At 62.5% G+C, this 14759-nt stretch carries 11 protein-coding genes and 1 pseudogene; 8 read left to right on the top strand and 4 right to left on the bottom strand.

Going from position 1 to position 14759, the window contains the following annotated elements; all coding sequences use genetic code 11:
• Positions 1-87: 87 nt before the first annotated feature.
• Positions 88-4332 carry a DNA-directed RNA polymerase subunit beta' gene (gene rpoC / locus LK540_RS05150; RefSeq protein ID WP_229435981.1) on the top strand — a complete coding sequence of 1415 codons (4245 nt, stop codon included), beginning with the start codon at positions 88-90 and terminating at the stop codon, positions 4330-4332.
• Between the two features lie 467 nt (positions 4333-4799).
• On the opposite strand, the gene LK540_RS05145 is transcribed toward rpoC, so the two are convergent.
• Positions 4800-5282, bottom strand: a complete 483-nt coding sequence (locus LK540_RS05145; protein ID WP_229435980.1) for a hypothetical protein — start codon at positions 5280-5282, stop codon at positions 4800-4802.
• Between the two features lie 131 nt (positions 5283-5413).
• Between LK540_RS05145 and LK540_RS05140 the strand changes: the two are divergent.
• The 7 genes and pseudogenes from LK540_RS05140 to sodC all read left to right on the top strand — a co-directional run.
• Positions 5414-5917, top strand: a pseudogene (locus tag LK540_RS05140) (arsinothricin resistance N-acetyltransferase ArsN1 family B); the annotation flags it as partial.
• Between the two features lie 3 nt (positions 5918-5920).
• Entirely contained in the window at positions 5921-6601 is a 681-nt protein-coding gene (locus tag LK540_RS05135) for a phytanoyl-CoA dioxygenase family protein (protein ID WP_229436564.1), read from the top strand.
• Between the two features lie 316 nt (positions 6602-6917).
• On the top strand, positions 6918-7100 hold the full coding sequence (locus tag LK540_RS05130) for a hypothetical protein (RefSeq protein WP_229435979.1): 183 nt from the start codon (positions 6918-6920) through the stop codon (positions 7098-7100).
• 51 nt (positions 7101-7151) lie between these two features.
• Positions 7152-7331 (top strand): hypothetical protein, encoded by a 180-nt coding sequence (locus tag LK540_RS05125; RefSeq protein ID WP_229435978.1) that lies wholly within the window; start codon positions 7152-7154, stop codon positions 7329-7331.
• 241 nt (positions 7332-7572) lie between these two features.
• Entirely contained in the window at positions 7573-7797 is a 225-nt protein-coding gene (locus LK540_RS05120; RefSeq protein ID WP_229435977.1) for a type II toxin-antitoxin system Y4mF family antitoxin, read from the top strand.
• Positions 7797-9140 carry a type II toxin-antitoxin system HipA family toxin gene (locus LK540_RS05115; protein WP_229435976.1) on the top strand — a complete coding sequence of 448 codons (1344 nt, stop codon included), beginning with the start codon at positions 7797-7799 and terminating at the stop codon, positions 9138-9140. Before LK540_RS05120 ends, LK540_RS05115 begins: the two co-directional genes overlap by 1 nt.
• A gap of 88 nt (positions 9141-9228) precedes the next feature.
• Positions 9229-9756 (top strand): superoxide dismutase family protein, encoded by a 528-nt coding sequence (sodC, locus tag LK540_RS05110; protein WP_229435975.1) that lies wholly within the window; start codon positions 9229-9231, stop codon positions 9754-9756.
• A gap of 164 nt (positions 9757-9920) precedes the next feature.
• Here sodC and LK540_RS05105 read toward each other — a convergent pair whose 3' ends face one another.
• The 3 genes from LK540_RS05105 to LK540_RS05095 form a co-directional block, all read right to left on the bottom strand.
• Positions 9921-11555, bottom strand: coding sequence for a M28 family peptidase (locus tag LK540_RS05105; protein WP_229435974.1), 1635 nt, complete (start codon positions 11553-11555; stop codon positions 9921-9923).
• A 50-nt stretch (positions 11556-11605) separates the two neighbouring features.
• Positions 11606-13978, bottom strand: a complete 2373-nt coding sequence (locus tag LK540_RS05100; protein WP_229435973.1) for a M28 family peptidase — start codon at positions 13976-13978, stop codon at positions 11606-11608.
• Positions 13979-14061: 83 nt separating this feature from the next.
• The gene (locus LK540_RS05095) at positions 14062-14748 is read right to left on the bottom strand and encodes an energy transducer TonB (RefSeq protein WP_229435972.1); all 687 of its coding nucleotides are present in this window, start codon (positions 14746-14748) and stop codon (positions 14062-14064) included.
• Positions 14749-14759 lie beyond the last annotated feature (11 nt).

Genomic DNA, 14759 nt, shown 5'->3' with positions numbered 1-14759 from the left:
CGTTCCCCTTTCAAAATGCCGCTTGGTTTGAGACGCGCTGTAGTCAGCGCGTTTCGCATTGAAATTTAGTCACCTCTGGAGTGATACATGAAAGCACTGCTCGATCTATTCAAGCAAGTACAGCAAAATGAAAGCTTCGACGCCATCAAGATTGGCCTGGCGTCGCCCGAAAAAATTCGTTCGTGGTCGTTCGGTGAAGTCAAGAAGCCCGAGACCATCAACTACCGTACCTTCAAGCCTGAGCGTGACGGCCTGTTCTGCGCCAAGATCTTTGGCCCGATCAAGGATTACGAATGCCTGTGCGGCAAGTACAAGCGCCTGAAGCACCGCGGCGTCATCTGCGAAAAGTGCGGCGTCGAAGTCACGCTCGCTAAAGTGCGCCGCGAGCGCATGGGCCACATCGAACTGGCCTCGCCAACCGCGCACATCTGGTTCCTGAAGTCGCTGCCGTCGCGTCTGGGCATGGTCCTGGACATGACCCTGCGCGATATCGAACGCGTGCTGTACTTCGAAGCATATGTGGTCACCGATCCTGGCATGACCCCGCTGAAGAAGTGCCAGATCATGTCGGAAGACGATTACGCCGCCAAGTACGAAGAGTACGGCGACGACTTCACCGCCTACATGGGCGCCGAAGGTATCCGTGAACTGCTGCGCTCGATCGACATCCACCGCGATGCCGAAGCCCTGCGCGTGGAACTGAAGGAATCGAAATCCGAAGCCAAGATCAAGAAATACGCCAAGCGCCTGAAAGTGCTCGAGGCATTCCAGCGTTCGGGCATCAAGCCTGACTGGATGATCATGGAAGTGCTCCCGGTCCTGCCGCCGGAGCTGCGTCCGCTCGTCCCTCTGGACGGCGGCCGTTTCGCGACCTCGGACCTGAACGACCTGTATCGCCGCGTCATCAACCGTAATAACCGCCTGAAGCGCCTGATGGAACTGCGCGCGCCGGAAATCATTACGCGTAACGAAAAGCGCATGCTGCAGGAAGCGGTCGACTCGCTGCTGGACAACGGCCGTCGCGGCAAAGCGATGACCGGCGCCAACAAGCGTCCGCTGAAGTCGCTGGCCGAGATGATCAAGGGTAAGGGCGGTCGTTTCCGTCAGAACTTGCTGGGCAAGCGCGTCGACTACTCGGGCCGTTCGGTCATCGTGGTCGGTCCACAGCTGAAACTGCACCAGTGCGGCCTGCCGAAGCTGATGGCCCTGGAACTGTTCAAGCCGTTCATCTTCAACAAGCTCGAACTGATGGGTCTGGCTACGACCATCAAGGCGGCGAAGAAACTGGTCGAAATCCAGGAACCGGTGGTCTGGGACATCCTGGAAGATGTCATCAAAGAACACCCGGTCATGCTGAACCGTGCACCAACCCTGCACCGTCTCGGTATCCAGGCGTTCGAGCCGGTCCTGATCGAAGGCAAAGCAATCCAGCTGCACCCGCTGGTCTGCGCGGCGTTCAACGCCGACTTCGACGGTGACCAGATGGCAGTCCACGTCCCGCTGTCGATCGAAGCACAGATGGAAGCCCGCACCCTGATGCTGGCTTCGAACAACATCCTGTTCCCGTCGAACGGCGAACCGTCGATCGTGCCGTCCCAGGATATCGTGCTGGGTCTGTACTACGCGACCCGCGAGGCGATCAACGCCAAGGGCGAAGGCATGATGTTCCCGGACGTGTCGGAAGTCATCCGCGCGTACGACAACAAGGAAGTCGAACTGGCGACCCGCATCACCGTGCGTATCGTCGAGTACCCACGCGTGGGCGGCACCGATGAGTTCGAGCGTACGGTCACCCGTTACGAGACGACCGTCGGCCGCGCCATCCTGTCGGAAATCCTGCCGAAGGGCCTGCCGTTCAGCGTGCTGAACCGTGCCCTGAAGAAGAAGGAAATCTCGAAGCTGATCAACACGTCGTTCCGCAAGTGCGGTCTGCGTGCCACCGTCGTCTTCGCCGACAAGCTGATGCAGTCGGGCTTCCGCCTGGCAACCCGCGCCGGTATCTCGATCGCTGTCGACGACATGCTGATCCCGGACGTCAAGAAGGGCATGATCGCGACCGCCGAAGCGGAAGTGAAGCAGATCGAGCAGCAGTACGCTTCGGGTCTGGTCACCGCCGGCGAGCGTTACAACAAGGTCGTCGACATCTGGGGCAAGACCTCGGACGAAGTCGGCAAGGCGATGATGGACCAGCTGAAAGTCGAGCCGGTCACCAAGCGCGACGGCACCGAGGGCACCCAGGAATCGTTCAACGCGATTTACATGATGGCCGACTCGGGCGCCCGTGGTTCGGCAGCCCAGATCCGCCAGCTGGCGGGTATGCGTGGCCTGATGGCGAAACCGGACGGTTCGATTATCGAAACGCCGATTACCGCGAACTTCCGCGAAGGCCTGAACGTGTTGCAGTACTTCATCTCGACCCACGGCGCTCGTAAAGGTCTGGCGGATACGGCACTGAAGACCGCGAACTCGGGTTACCTGACCCGCCGCCTGGTCGACGTGACCCAGGATCTGGTGGTCATCGAGGACGATTGCGGCACCACCAACGGCACGCACATGAAGGCGATGGTCGAAGGCGGTGAAGTCATCGAACCGCTGCGCGACCGTATCCTCGGCCGCGTGACCGGTACCGACGTCGTCAATCCGGAAACGCAGGCAACCCTGTACGAAGCCGGCACGCTGCTGGACGAAGACATGGTCGAAGAGATCGAACGCGTCGGCATCGACGAAGTCAAGGTCCGCACCCCGCTGAACTGCGACACGCGCTACGGCCTGTGCGCCAAGTGCTACGGCCGTGACCTCGGCCGCGGCATGCTGGTCAACAGCGGCGAAGCAGTCGGCGTCGTGGCGGCACAGTCGATCGGTGAGCCGGGTACCCAGCTGACCATGCGTACCTTCCACATCGGTGGTGCGGCATCGCGTGCGGCAGTGGCCTCGTCGGTCGAAGCCAAGTCGAACGGCACGGTCCGCTTCACCGCGACCATGCGTTACGTCACCAACGGCAAGGGCGCCCAGATCGTCATTTCGCGTTCCGGCGAAGTGCTGATCACGGACGACCACGGCCGCGAGCGCGAGCGCCACAAGGTGCCGTACGGTGCGACCCTGATCGTCAAGGACGGCCTGACGGTGAAAGCCGGCACCGCCCTGGCAACCTGGGATCCGCTGACCCGTCCGATCATTACGGAATACGGCGGCACGATCCGCTTCGAGAACGTGGAAGAGGGCGTCACCGTCGCTCGCCAGGTCGACGAAGTGACCGGTCTGTCGACCCTGGTCGCGATCGATCCGAAGCGCCGCGGTTCGGGCAAGGTGCTGCGTCCGCAGGTCAAGCTGCTGAACGACGAAAACCAGGAAGTCAAGATCGCCGGCACCGAACACGCCGTGACGATCGGTTTCCAGGTTGGCGCACTGATCATGGTCAAGGATGGACAGACGGTGTCGGTGGGTGAAGTGCTGGCACGTATCCCGACCGAATCGCAGAAGACCCGTGACATTACCGGTGGTCTGCCGCGCGTTGCCGAACTGTTCGAAGCACGTTCGCCGAAAGACGCGGGCATGCTGGCGGAAGTCACCGGTACGGTTGCCTTCGGTAAGGAAACCAAAGGTAAGCAGCGTCTGGAAATCACGGACATGGACGGCAACAAGCACGAGTTCCTGATTACCAAGGACAAGCAAGTGCTGGTGCACGACGGCCAGGTGGTGAACAAGGGCGAGATGATCGTGGACGGCCCGGCCGATCCGCAAGACATCCTGCGCCTGCTGGGTATCGAAGCACTGGCCCGCTACATCGTCGACGAAGTGCAGGACGTCTACCGTCTGCAGGGCGTGAAGATCAACGACAAGCACATCGAAGTGATTGTTCGTCAGATGCTGCGCCGCGTGCAGATCGTGGAAGCCGGCGACACCGACTACATCGTCGGCGAGCAGGTGGAACGTTCGGAGCTGCTGGAAGAGAACGACCGCATGGAAGCCGCAGGCAAACTGCAAGCGACCTACGAAAACGTGCTGCTGGGTATTACCAAGGCATCGCTGTCGACCGATTCGTTCATCTCGGCCGCATCGTTCCAGGAAACCACCCGCGTGCTGACCGAAGCGGCGATCATGGGCAAGCGCGACGGTCTGCGCGGCCTGAAAGAGAACGTCATCGTCGGCCGCCTGATTCCTGGCGGTACCGGTCTGGCATTCCACCGCGCCCGCAAGGAGAAGGAAGTGTGGGAAGCGGAAGAGCGTCAGGCGCTGCTGCAGCAGGAGAAGGCCAACATGGCTGCCGAGCTGCAGGCGATGGAAGATCAGGCTCAGGCGCAAACCACGGAGCATCACGGCGACGCGGAGTAATCTCTTCTTCGCTAGCTGGACAAGAACGGCACCTTCGGGTGCCGTTTTTTTTGCCCTTCGAATTCAGGACGATATTCGTCTATGCCAGAAATAGCCGGTAACGAATCCGCCTACGACTACGCTGAATGCCGCGTACGCTTGCCAATAATAGCCAGCCCCTTGTTTCCCCAGGAGATGAGGACCAACGTCCGGAGAATGAATCTCTGCGAACAAGCTGATGAACCAGAGCACAGCCAGAACAAAGATAGCGGCTCCCAGCCAGGGTTTGATGCGAGTTCCCAACAGGCATAACATGGCTGCCCCGATCCCCACTGTCCAGAAAAGGCCGGATGTCGGCTCCTTGTCGCTGACCTCGGCCAGCGCAGCACCGGGATGCAGGAGGATGACGAGCGCTAGCTGCGCTAATATTAAACGGTAATACGGACGTAACATTCGGGTAGTTCTCCGAGGTCGTGCTTGAATGAATATCAGCAAGCTCCCCCTGAAATGCTTTCACCCGTTCGCAGATTGAAACCCAAAAAGCATCGGTAACCTCCATGTGGTGAATACGTACACCATATCTTCCTCTTCCTACGCAGCCGCTCTCCTTTTTCATCGCCGCAACTTACTCCGTGCACGTCCGGATAAAGCGAATCGAAGATGTCTTTCGCAGCCTTGCCCTTCACCTCGACAGCGAGCTTGCGGTCGTCCATGGTCGGAGGCTGCTCATCCCCAATGCCACCTGAATAAATCGTGTACTCGGCAGTGAGAGGTTTGGCAGGTGCAGGATAAATGGCCTTGTCCTGGGCGCTGGATGTTGTGACGGCACACATGCTCCAAAATGCCAGTAGTACACGTATGCTCATTTTGTCGCCGTCCTTATGCCGACGTAAAAGTAATCGTCGTGGCCTCCCAATACGGGTCTCGTTACCCGCACTGAGATGCATACAACTTTCGATTCTCTCTTTCACGCTCGCTCCATGATTTGGCAGAGCGCAAAGATCGCAAGACGCGGTTTCTCACCTGCTGTAGACCCATCCAGAGAGATAAGGCCGAAGCAGGCATAATTGCCGAGTGTACCCACCCGAACGGTTCCTGACCCATGACACCACAACGCATCATCCGTCCCGCACGCGCTGCCGATGCCGACGCGATCTGTGCCATCTATAACCATTACATCGCCACCACCACGATCAGCTTCGAAGAAGTGCCAGTGACAGCCGCAGAGATGGCGCAACGCATTGCCGCTGTCGTGGAAGCCGGGCTGCCCTGGCTGGTCATGCTGGAAGGCGACACGCTGGCCGGCTATGCCTACGCGACGAAATGGCGGGTCCGCGCGGCGTATCGTTATTCGGTCGAGAGCTCAATCTATATGGCGCCGGAGCATGCGGGCCAGGGAGCAGGGCGCCAACTATACGGAGCACTGCTGGCGGAACTGCGCGAGCGCGGCCTGCACCTCGTCATTGGCGGCATCGCGCAGCCGAACGAAGCGAGCGTACGCCTGCATGAGCGCATGGGGTTCGAGAAGGTTGCGCATTTCAGCGAAGTCGGACTGAAATTCGGCCGCTGGATCGATGTCGGTTATTGGCAGCTGAAACTGAATGATCGCATGAGCATTCCAGGCATCAAGCAGGCATTTGCTTGCAAGGGTTTCACGGCAGTGACCGACGTCCTCACCACGGCCGAATGCGACTGGGCATTGTCTTCCATTGCCGAACTGGCGCCGAATGCCGCCGGTTCACGCCGCCTCCTGCACGAGGACTGGTGCCAGGCCCTCGTTGCGCGCCTGCGCGGCCATCCCGATATTGCAAGCCTGCTGCCAGATGACCACGTTGCTGCTCAGTGCACCTATTTCGAGAAATCGCAGGAGCGCAACTGGCTGGTGCCGATGCACCAGGATCTCGGTATCCCGGTGACGCAGCGCGTCGACCATCCTGCCTTGAAGGGATGGTCGGAGAAGGAAGGCAGTGTCTTTGTCCAGCCGCCGGCGCAGGTGCTTGCGCAACTGGTGGCGGTGCGGCTGCATCTCGATCCTTGCCGGGAAGCTGATGGGCCGCTGCAGTTCGTCGCGGGTAGCCACCTCCAGGGCAGGCTGACAACCGATGAGGTAGCGGCATTGCGTCAGGCACAGCCGCTAGAGTCCTGCGTGCTCGAACGGGGCGACGCCCTGGTCATGCGTCCGCTGGTCCTGCATGCCTCATCGAAAGCATCCGGCACCGGTCGGCGCCGCGTACTGCACTTTGTATTCGGACCGGCCACTCTGCCGTATGGCTTGCGTTGGGAGAACTGATAGCGCGACAAGATTGCGCAAACACGTTTGTCACCGCACTCGGCGCGCTGGCTTTGGATCGAAAAAGAAAGGCATGTTGGATACAGCGTGATTTGTCGTGTGTCGTTAATCCGATAACACGACAATAGGCCAGAAAATATGCATGGCACGTGACTGATATTTATTCAGCATAAATCAGTAAATACAAAATGCAAGGCGGTTGAAAATATATTTTGCCATCAAAAAACCGCAGTGATAGCATCAATGGCCGTTATTTTGATGGCGCAGTTCATGAAATTCTATTCGCATACCTGTTCTACCTACCTGGAGAAGCGTAATGAATAAATTGAAGAAAACTGTTTTCGCTGCTGCTGTAGCCGCTGGCGTCATGGTCTCGTCGATGGGTCCAGCCTGGGCCCGTCCTACCTATGAAACCTGCCTGGCGATGCAAGAAGCTTGCTACGCAGGCGGCGACTGCGGCACCTTCCGCCGCCTGTGCAGCATCTACGGCCTGGATTAATCCGCAAAGGCAGACCAGCCGCACAAGCAGACTATAAAAAGGGGAGGGATCATGAATTTCTTCAAGAAGGCAGTCTTCTGCGTCGCCGTGGCATCGGGTGTCAGCCTGTCGACCATGGCGCCGGCATTTGCCTTGCCGAGCTTCGAATCGTGCGAAGACATGCGCATGATTTGCGAGGAAACCGGCGAGTGCACGACCTTCAAGCGTCTTTGCTGGGTTTATTACCCATAAGTTATTGCTTCATGCTTTGACCCGCGATGGACCGGTACATGCCGGTCCATTTTTGCTTATAAAGTGTACGATCACTCACTTTATGACGCGAGAGACATCGACAATGCTGAAAAGTGTACGATCACTCACTTTATGTCATCCAAACGACCCGTTAGAATAAAATGTGAGCGTAAACTCACTTTTTAAGCTTTTTAGAAGCATGAATGCTAAAATGTGAGCGATGTATCACATTGAGGCCGACATGAGCACATCTGAAATCGTCTCGACCATGGCGCATCTTGGACAGTTGGTCCGGCATGTACGTAAGGAACAAGGCCTGACGCAACTCGACGTTGCTGGATTGGCCGGCTTGAGCAACCGCTTTATCATCGATCTCGAACGAGGCAAAGAAACTTTGCACGTACAAAAGGTGTTCGATGTGCTGTCCCTCCTGGGACTGGAGCTGACGGCCAGAAGGAAATCGTGATGGCAACGCGGCTTCCCATTCCCTCTGCCTTGTGGGTCTACGGTCCCGATGGCTTGATCGGAACCTTGCACAATACCGATCCACTGTCATTCAGCTACAGCGAAGAATGGTTGCGCAAGAGCGGAGCCGAAGCCATCCATCCCGACGTGCCGCTGCAAGCCGGAACCATCGATACGCCTTATATCGGCGCATTCTTTGAAAACCTCTTGCCAGAAGGCGAGCAGCGCACCGTGATCGGCCTGCGTGAACAGGTCAGCACGGTGTTCGGCATGCTGGCGCGCATCGGCGGCGAGAGTGCCGGCGCCTATACGCTGCTACCGGAAGGCGAGACGCCGCAGCCGCCCGTCTACCAACCCTTGACCTGGGAACAGGTAAAGGTGCTGGTGCATGCCGATAGCGCCCAGTCGGCCGAGCGCGAAGCCATCGAGCAAGCGGTGAAAGACATGCCCAAGCCGCGCATGTCGATGTCCGGCGCGCAGTTCAAGATACTGCTCTGTCTGGACGAACAGGGCATGCCGTCGCGTCCCCTGGGGAATGCTCCCGCCACCCATATCCTCAAGCCGGACATCGGGCGTCCTGACATCAAGACCTTCGCCTCGTCCGTCAACGAAACGATCGTGATGCGCGCGGCGGCGCTGTGCGGGCTGCCCACTGCGCGCGTTCATTACCAGCCGATTGCACAGGCCTGTCTCGTCGAGCGTTACGACCGGGTGCGCCAGCAGGATGGCTCCTTGCGCCGGCTGTGGCAAGCCGATTTGTGCCAGTTGCTGGGCGTGCAATCTGGAGCCAAATATGAATATGAAGGAGGACCGAGCTTCAAGGACTGCTACGAAAGACTGTCCCTGTCGGTCCAGCCTGCACCGGACCGGCGTAACCTGTTGCGCTGGCTGTTTTTCAATTTGTGCGTCGGGAACAATGATTCCCATGCAAAGAACCTGTCTTTGCTGGCGACCCCGGGCGGGCTGCGCCTGGCGCCGTTCTACGACATGATGTGCACTCGCGTGTATGCCGGGCTGTCTCCACAGTTTGCATTCGACATCGCAGGCGAATCGGAACCCGGAAAACTCACGCAGGACCATCTGGTCGAACTTGCCAGGCAGCTCGGCATTGGGAGGCGTTTTCTCCAGAAGCTGGCCGTCGACATGGCACGGCAGATCGGTCCCAACATTGCCGCGGCCGCCGAAGAGATCAAGCCGCACCTGGCGCACAAGGAGCGCATCATGGTGGAGCGGCTGGTGTTCAAAATCACGTCGATCTCGACCAGGCTTGGCAATCGCTTCCTGGGGCAAGAGCCGGAGCCTGACGCGGCACCGGAGCAGGGCGCCGACCGGCCCGGGCATTGACGTTCCGGCCGAGCGCTCCCGATTGCGCGAATCCTCTACACTCATGCGCGTTGTCTCGTTCAAATACTGTCCAATGAAAGGGAATGCCATGAAAGCTCAATGGATTGTCGCAGCGCTGCTGTGCTCCACTTATGCCGGCGCGGCCGTGCACGCCGCCGAAATGCGCGCGACGATGAATGCGGTGTCGGATGCCGGTGTCGGCAAGTCGACCGGCACGGTCACCATCAGCGAAACCAAATACGGGCTGGTGTTCACGCCGAAGCTGGATGGGCTGCCGCCGGGTGTGCATGGCTTCCACGTTCACGAGAACAAGAGCTGCGACACGAACCAGAAGGATGGCAAGCCGGTGCCGGCGGGCGCGGCGGGCGGGCACCTGGATACCACGGGCAGCAAGAAGCACGGGCTGCCGTGGGGCGATGGGCACATTGGCGATTTGCCGGCGCTGTATGTCGAGAGCTCGGGGGCGGCCATGAATCCGGTGCTGGCGCCGCGCTTGAAGCTGGCCGATGTGAAGGGCAAGGCGCTGATGGTGCATGCGGGTGGGGATAATCATGCGGATCATCCGGCGCCGTTGGGTGGTGGCGGGGCGAGGATTGTTTGCGGGATTATTGAGTGAAATAAAATTTCATTTACCGCATGGGGTGAAAGAATATTTCACCGCAGATAGGCATTGCGAAGCGTGCCATTTGCATACGCCGTACCGCGTGGGCACAGGTGCCCACCCTACAAAAGCAAAAGCCCGATCATCGTTGATCGGGCTTTTGCGTTATGACGCGGCGATTACTTGGCGGCGGCGCGGATCTTGCCGAAGGCGTCGCCGGCTTTCCAGGCCGGCATCTTCGGGCTGTCGGCGATCATGCGGCCGAGGTTCAGCGTGAACTGGGCCTGCTGCACCATGCCCGCCAAGTCCCAGCTCGGGTCGTATTCGTCGCTCACCTGGTGGTAGCGCGCGCGGTAGGCCTTGGCCTTGGCGTTGTTCGCTTCCACGTTCGATACCCAGGCGCTGCCGCCGCCGACCGAGAAGGCCGGGATGCCGGCTTTCGCGAAGCTGAAGTGGTCGCTGCGGAAGTAGCCGCCGGCGAGGTCCGGCTTGGCCGGGGCGATCACGAGACCCATCGCTTTCGCGGTGGCCGCGGCCATCGCGCCCAGTTCGGTGCGCTCGCTGCCCTGCACGCCGATGTCTTTCGCGGCGCCGACGAAGTTCAGGCTGTCGAGGTTCAGGTTGGCGGCGGTTTTATCGGCCGGCCACAGCGGCTTGGCGGCGTAGGCGGCGCTGCCCAGCAGGCCTTGCTCTTCGGCGGCCACCCACAGGAACATCTGCGAACGCTTGGCCGGATGGCGCACGGCTTCCTGCGCCATCGCCAAGAGGCCCGCGGTGCCGGAGGCATTGTCGACGGCGCCGTTGAAGATGGTGTCGCCTTCGGTACCCTGCTTGCCCATGTGGTCCCAGTGGGCGCTGTAGATGACGACTTCGTCCTTCAGCTTCGGATCGGTGCCGGGCACGACGCCGGCCACGTTGTATTCGTTCAGCGTGCGCACGGCGGCGCGCGCTTCGCCTTTCACGCGTGCGTTCAGGGTGACCGGCTTGAAGGACTTGTCCTCGGCGGCGGCGCGCAGCTTATCGAGGTCCTGGCCGGCAGCCGTGAACAGTTTACGGGCGGCGGCATCGGTCATCCAACCCTGCATGCCGGTGCCGAGGTCGGCGTCGGCCAGCTGGAAGCGCTCGGCGGCGGCCCAGCTGTTCTGCACCACGCTCCAGCCGTAGGAAGCCGAGGCGTCGGTGTGGATCAGGATCACGCCGGCCGCGCCCTGGCGCGCCGCTTCGGCCAGTTTATAGGTCCAGCGGCCGTAGTAGGTCAGGCCGGCGCCGTTGAAACGCTTCGGCTCGGCGGCGGTGGGGGCCGGGTCGTTGACCATCATGACCAGCACCTTGCCCTTGGCGTCCAGGCCCTTGAAGTCGTCCCAGCCTTCTTCCGGCGCGGTGATGCCGTAACCCACAAAAACTAGTTCCGCATCCATGTTGTGGTCGGGCTTGGCATCGCCCGGCGCCCATACCCAGTCCATGCCGAAGCTCAAGGGCAGGGCCTGGCCGCCGGCGACCACGCCGACGTTGCTCTTTTCCGGCAGCGGACGCACGCCCGCGATCTTGACCTCCTGGCGGAAGCTGTTGCCGTTGGCCGGCTTCAGGCCGGCAGCCATTGCCTGGCTCTCGAGATAGGTGACGGTCAGTTCGCCGCCGCGCTGGCCGGTGCCGCGGCCTTCCATGGCGTCGGACGCGAGGAAGGCCAGGTGGCCGCGCAGCGGTGCTTCCTGGACGGTGGCGGCTTGCGCCTTGTTGGCCGCGTGGGCGGGGAAGGCGAGCGCCAGGCTGCTGGCGAGGGCGGTAACGACAACGGAGGAGACGATCTTTTGCATGGAATCCTGCTGCGATAGTTAATAGAGGAGCGCCCATTGTAGAGCACTCCCTAGTAAAACCACAGCATGTCCGCCGCCACCGAGGTGCCGCTGCCCGGGATCAGGGCCGGCGCGTTCGCCGGCCGCGGCGGCAGCAGGTGCTCGGGCAGGCCGGGTACGATCTCCTTCACCTGTACGCCGAAGATCGGATCGTCTTTCACGCGGATCTGGAAGTGCAGCGTCTCGTCCTCCATGCCATACGCGATGATCTTCAGGGTCTTGGCTTCCTTGTCCAGCAGGGTGCGCCCGTTCATGGTGGCGCGCAGCACGCGGGCATTGATCACGTCCAGCGTGATCTCGGGTGCGCGGTTCTTCGAGGCCAGCGTGAAGTCGGCATGGCGGTCCGGCGCCTTGCCATTCCTGAGCACGCGGATGAACGGGAATTCGAGGCCCTTGCGCGGCGCCCAGGCATACCACTGTTCCGGCTCGCTCCAGCCGAACACGCTCACGAAATAATGTGGCCGCGTGAGGTTGGCGAACAAGGAGCGCTCCCAGTCGTCGAGCGGGCCAGCGGGTTTCAGCCAGTAGGCGTCCCAGCTCGGCATGTCCCTGTAGTACACGAGATTGTTGGCGCGCATCGAGGGCGCTTCGCGCGCTTCGTCGGCGCTGCCGGCCAGGGCCAGCCCGCCCAGCCCGAACAGCAGCAGGGTGCGCGCCACGTAGCGCCGCGCATGCGCCGCTAGTAGCAGGGTCGACACGCCCAGCAGCAGGGCCAGCATCGCCACCGGCAGGTTCATGCGCTGCGGCGAGAGTACCAGGAAGCTGTCGCGCAGCGCCGGCGGCACCAGCACCACGGCGGGCGCCACGCCCAGCACCAGCAAAGCCAGGCGCGCGGCCGGCGGCCAGGCTTGCACGCGCTGCGCATGCAGGCCGGCGCAGCAGGCCAGGGCTGCCAGCAGCGGCCAGGCAAGCAGGTAGCTGGCGCCGGGCGCGAGCCAGCTGGCCAGCAGCAGCACGGCCGTCAATGCGCCGAGCGCGGCCAGCGCCGCGGCCATGGCGCCGGTATGGCGCTGCAGCCAGCGCTGGGCGACCAGGTAAAAGGCCGCCGCCAGCGCACACACGCCCAGCAGGTAGGCCAGCGCGTGCAGCGGCGCGGCCGGATTCCAGGCGCGGTGCAGCGCGGGCACGTGCATCCACAGCTGCCAGGCGCCGATGCCCAGCACCACCGCAAGCGCCGGCACCACGAACGCCGCCTGCAGGAAGGGCGTGTAGCGCATGCCGGCATGGCGCCAGGCCAGGCGGCCCGCACCCGCCAGCAGCAGGCAGCTAAAAAAAGCGAGCGGCCAGGCCAGGGCGGCGCTGTAGTGCACGGTGGCGCCGAAGGGCAGTGCGAAGTACACCTGGCTGCCACTGGTGCGTGGATCGAGCGGTGCCTGCCCGAAGTGATGCACCAGCCGCAGCATCGCACTGCCCATGTGCTGCAGCGTGGCCGGCTGCAGGCGCGCCAGCGTATCCAGTTCGCCCGCGCGGTCCAGCGGCAAGCCGGTATTCGCAAACTGCAGCACCGGCACCCCGAGCTTGTCGAGCGCGCCGATGCGCAGCGCGCCCGGCGCCAGCTGGTGGACCTCGTGCATCAGCGACGAACCGCGTACGTCGGGCACGGCGCGGCGCCAGCCGGCGATGGCCGCGCTGTTGGCATTGCGCGTGTTGTAGAGGATGAGCGGCCCGCCGCTGCCGCCGCCATCGAAGCGCAGCGCCAGGCCCACATCGCGTGCCCACGGGTGCTGTTCGGCGAAGGCCTGCATGCCCAGGCTGCCGGCGCGTTCGCCATCGGCGAACAGCACGATCACATCGTTGGCCGGCGCCGGCCCGTGGCGCAGGGCGCGCAGCATCTCCAGGCTGGCCGCCACCGGCATGCCGCCGCGCGCCACGCCCAGGCTGCCGCGCTCGCTGTCGTAGTACACCGCCAGCAGCAGGGCAGGGCGGGGGTGGCCAGCGTTGCTGCCGCCTGTGCCCTGGACGCGCACCAGCACGTTGTGCACCACGCCGACGACCGCCTCGTAGTTGGCGTTGTAGTCGACGTAGTTCTTCTGCACCACGGCGCGCTGCACCTGCGGCGCATAGCCCAGCGCCTGCAGCTGCCCCACGATGTGCTCGCGCGCGCGGCGGTTGGCGCTGCTTGCGATCGGGCGCGGCGTTTGCGCAATGGCGGCCAGCTGGTCGAGGGCGCGCGCGGCCGAGAAGCGCTGCGCCGGCGCATCGCGTGCGAGCGGCTGCTGCTGGCGCTCGCGCTCGGCCGCGCCGTGGTCGCGCAGCGCCAGCCAGGCCAGGAGCGCAAGGAACAGGAAGGCGATGAGGCCGGCCAGGGCGCCGGGGCCGGTGCGCCGCCGTTTGTGCTCGCGTGCGTGCTCGTGTTTGTGCTCGTATGCGTGATCGGACATCATCCAGGCTTCCAGGAAAAGGCGAAAAAAGGCGCAAAAAAACCCCGCCAGGCTGAGGAGTGGCGGGCAAAGAGGGGAGAACCGGATCAGTCGCCCAGGGTCCAGACAAAGGCCAGCTGCCCCCATCCGGCTTCGGGCACGCCGTTGTTGGTGGCGGGCTTGAACTGGCACATGCTCAGGGCGTTCAGGGCGGCCTTGTCGAGGTCGCGCGAGCCGCTGGACTTCTGCACCCTGGCATTCGCCACGCGGCCATCGGTGCCGATCAGGAGGGCCAGCACGACGGTGCCGCTGTCGCCGTTGCGGGCGGCGCGCGCCGGATAGGCGGGCGTCGCGCAGCCGCTGGCTTCGGCCAGGGCGATGGTCCGCACCGCACCGCTCGTGCCGCTGCCCGTGCCGCTGCTCGACGAGGCGGCCGGCGGCTGGTCCGTGACCCCGGTTTGCGCGGGCGGCTGCGGCGTCGGGTCGGTCTCGAAGGTGGTGCGCACCGGGTTCTCGACGGGCGGCGGCGCGATCTCGATCTCGACCTTCGGCACCACGATGTCGGGCGGCGCAAGGCGCTGCACCGGCGTGGGCGGGTCCGGCGGCACGGGCGGCGGGTCGATCGGCTTTGCCGGCGTGAAGACCGTGACCGCATCGGGCAGCCTGGGAAGCGAGAGCATCTTCCCGTTCATCATGTTGACGACGCCAATCGCAATCAGGGCGTGCAGCCCGGCAACGAGGGCGAATTTGCCGGCCTTGTTGCCGTTATCGTGGTACGCGGGTGAGAAATGCATGACGTTCTCCT

It is taken from the genome of Massilia sp. IC2-278 (genome assembly GCF_020708045.1).
Lineage (GTDB): Bacteria > Pseudomonadota > Gammaproteobacteria > Burkholderiales > Burkholderiaceae_D > Telluria.
This window is presented reverse-complemented; position numbering and strand designations above follow the sequence as displayed.

What these genes read in the sequence shown, in the direction of transcription:
- rpoC (WP_229435981.1), top strand. Translation starts at nt 88, where the DNA reads ATGAAAGCACTGCTCGATCTATTCAAGCAAGTACAGCAAAATGAAAGC.
- LK540_RS05135 (WP_229436564.1), top strand. Translation starts at nt 5,921, where the DNA reads ATGAGCATTCCAGGCATCAAGCAGGCATTTGCTTGCAAGGGTTTCACG.
- LK540_RS05130 (WP_229435979.1), top strand. Translation starts at nt 6,918, where the DNA reads ATGAATAAATTGAAGAAAACTGTTTTCGCTGCTGCTGTAGCCGCTGGC.
- LK540_RS05125 (WP_229435978.1), top strand. Translation starts at nt 7,152, where the DNA reads ATGAATTTCTTCAAGAAGGCAGTCTTCTGCGTCGCCGTGGCATCGGGT.
- LK540_RS05120 (WP_229435977.1), top strand. Translation starts at nt 7,573, where the DNA reads ATGAGCACATCTGAAATCGTCTCGACCATGGCGCATCTTGGACAGTTG.
- LK540_RS05115 (WP_229435976.1), top strand. Translation starts at nt 7,797, where the DNA reads ATGGCAACGCGGCTTCCCATTCCCTCTGCCTTGTGGGTCTACGGTCCC.
- sodC (WP_229435975.1), top strand. Translation starts at nt 9,229, where the DNA reads ATGAAAGCTCAATGGATTGTCGCAGCGCTGCTGTGCTCCACTTATGCC.
- LK540_RS05105 (WP_229435974.1), bottom strand. Translation starts at nt 11,555, where the DNA reads ATGCAAAAGATCGTCTCCTCCGTTGTCGTTACCGCCCTCGCCAGCAGC.
- LK540_RS05100 (WP_229435973.1), bottom strand. Translation starts at nt 13,978, where the DNA reads ATGATGTCCGATCACGCATACGAGCACAAACACGAGCACGCACGCGAG.
- LK540_RS05095 (WP_229435972.1), bottom strand. Translation starts at nt 14,748, where the DNA reads ATGCATTTCTCACCCGCGTACCACGATAACGGCAACAAGGCCGGCAAA.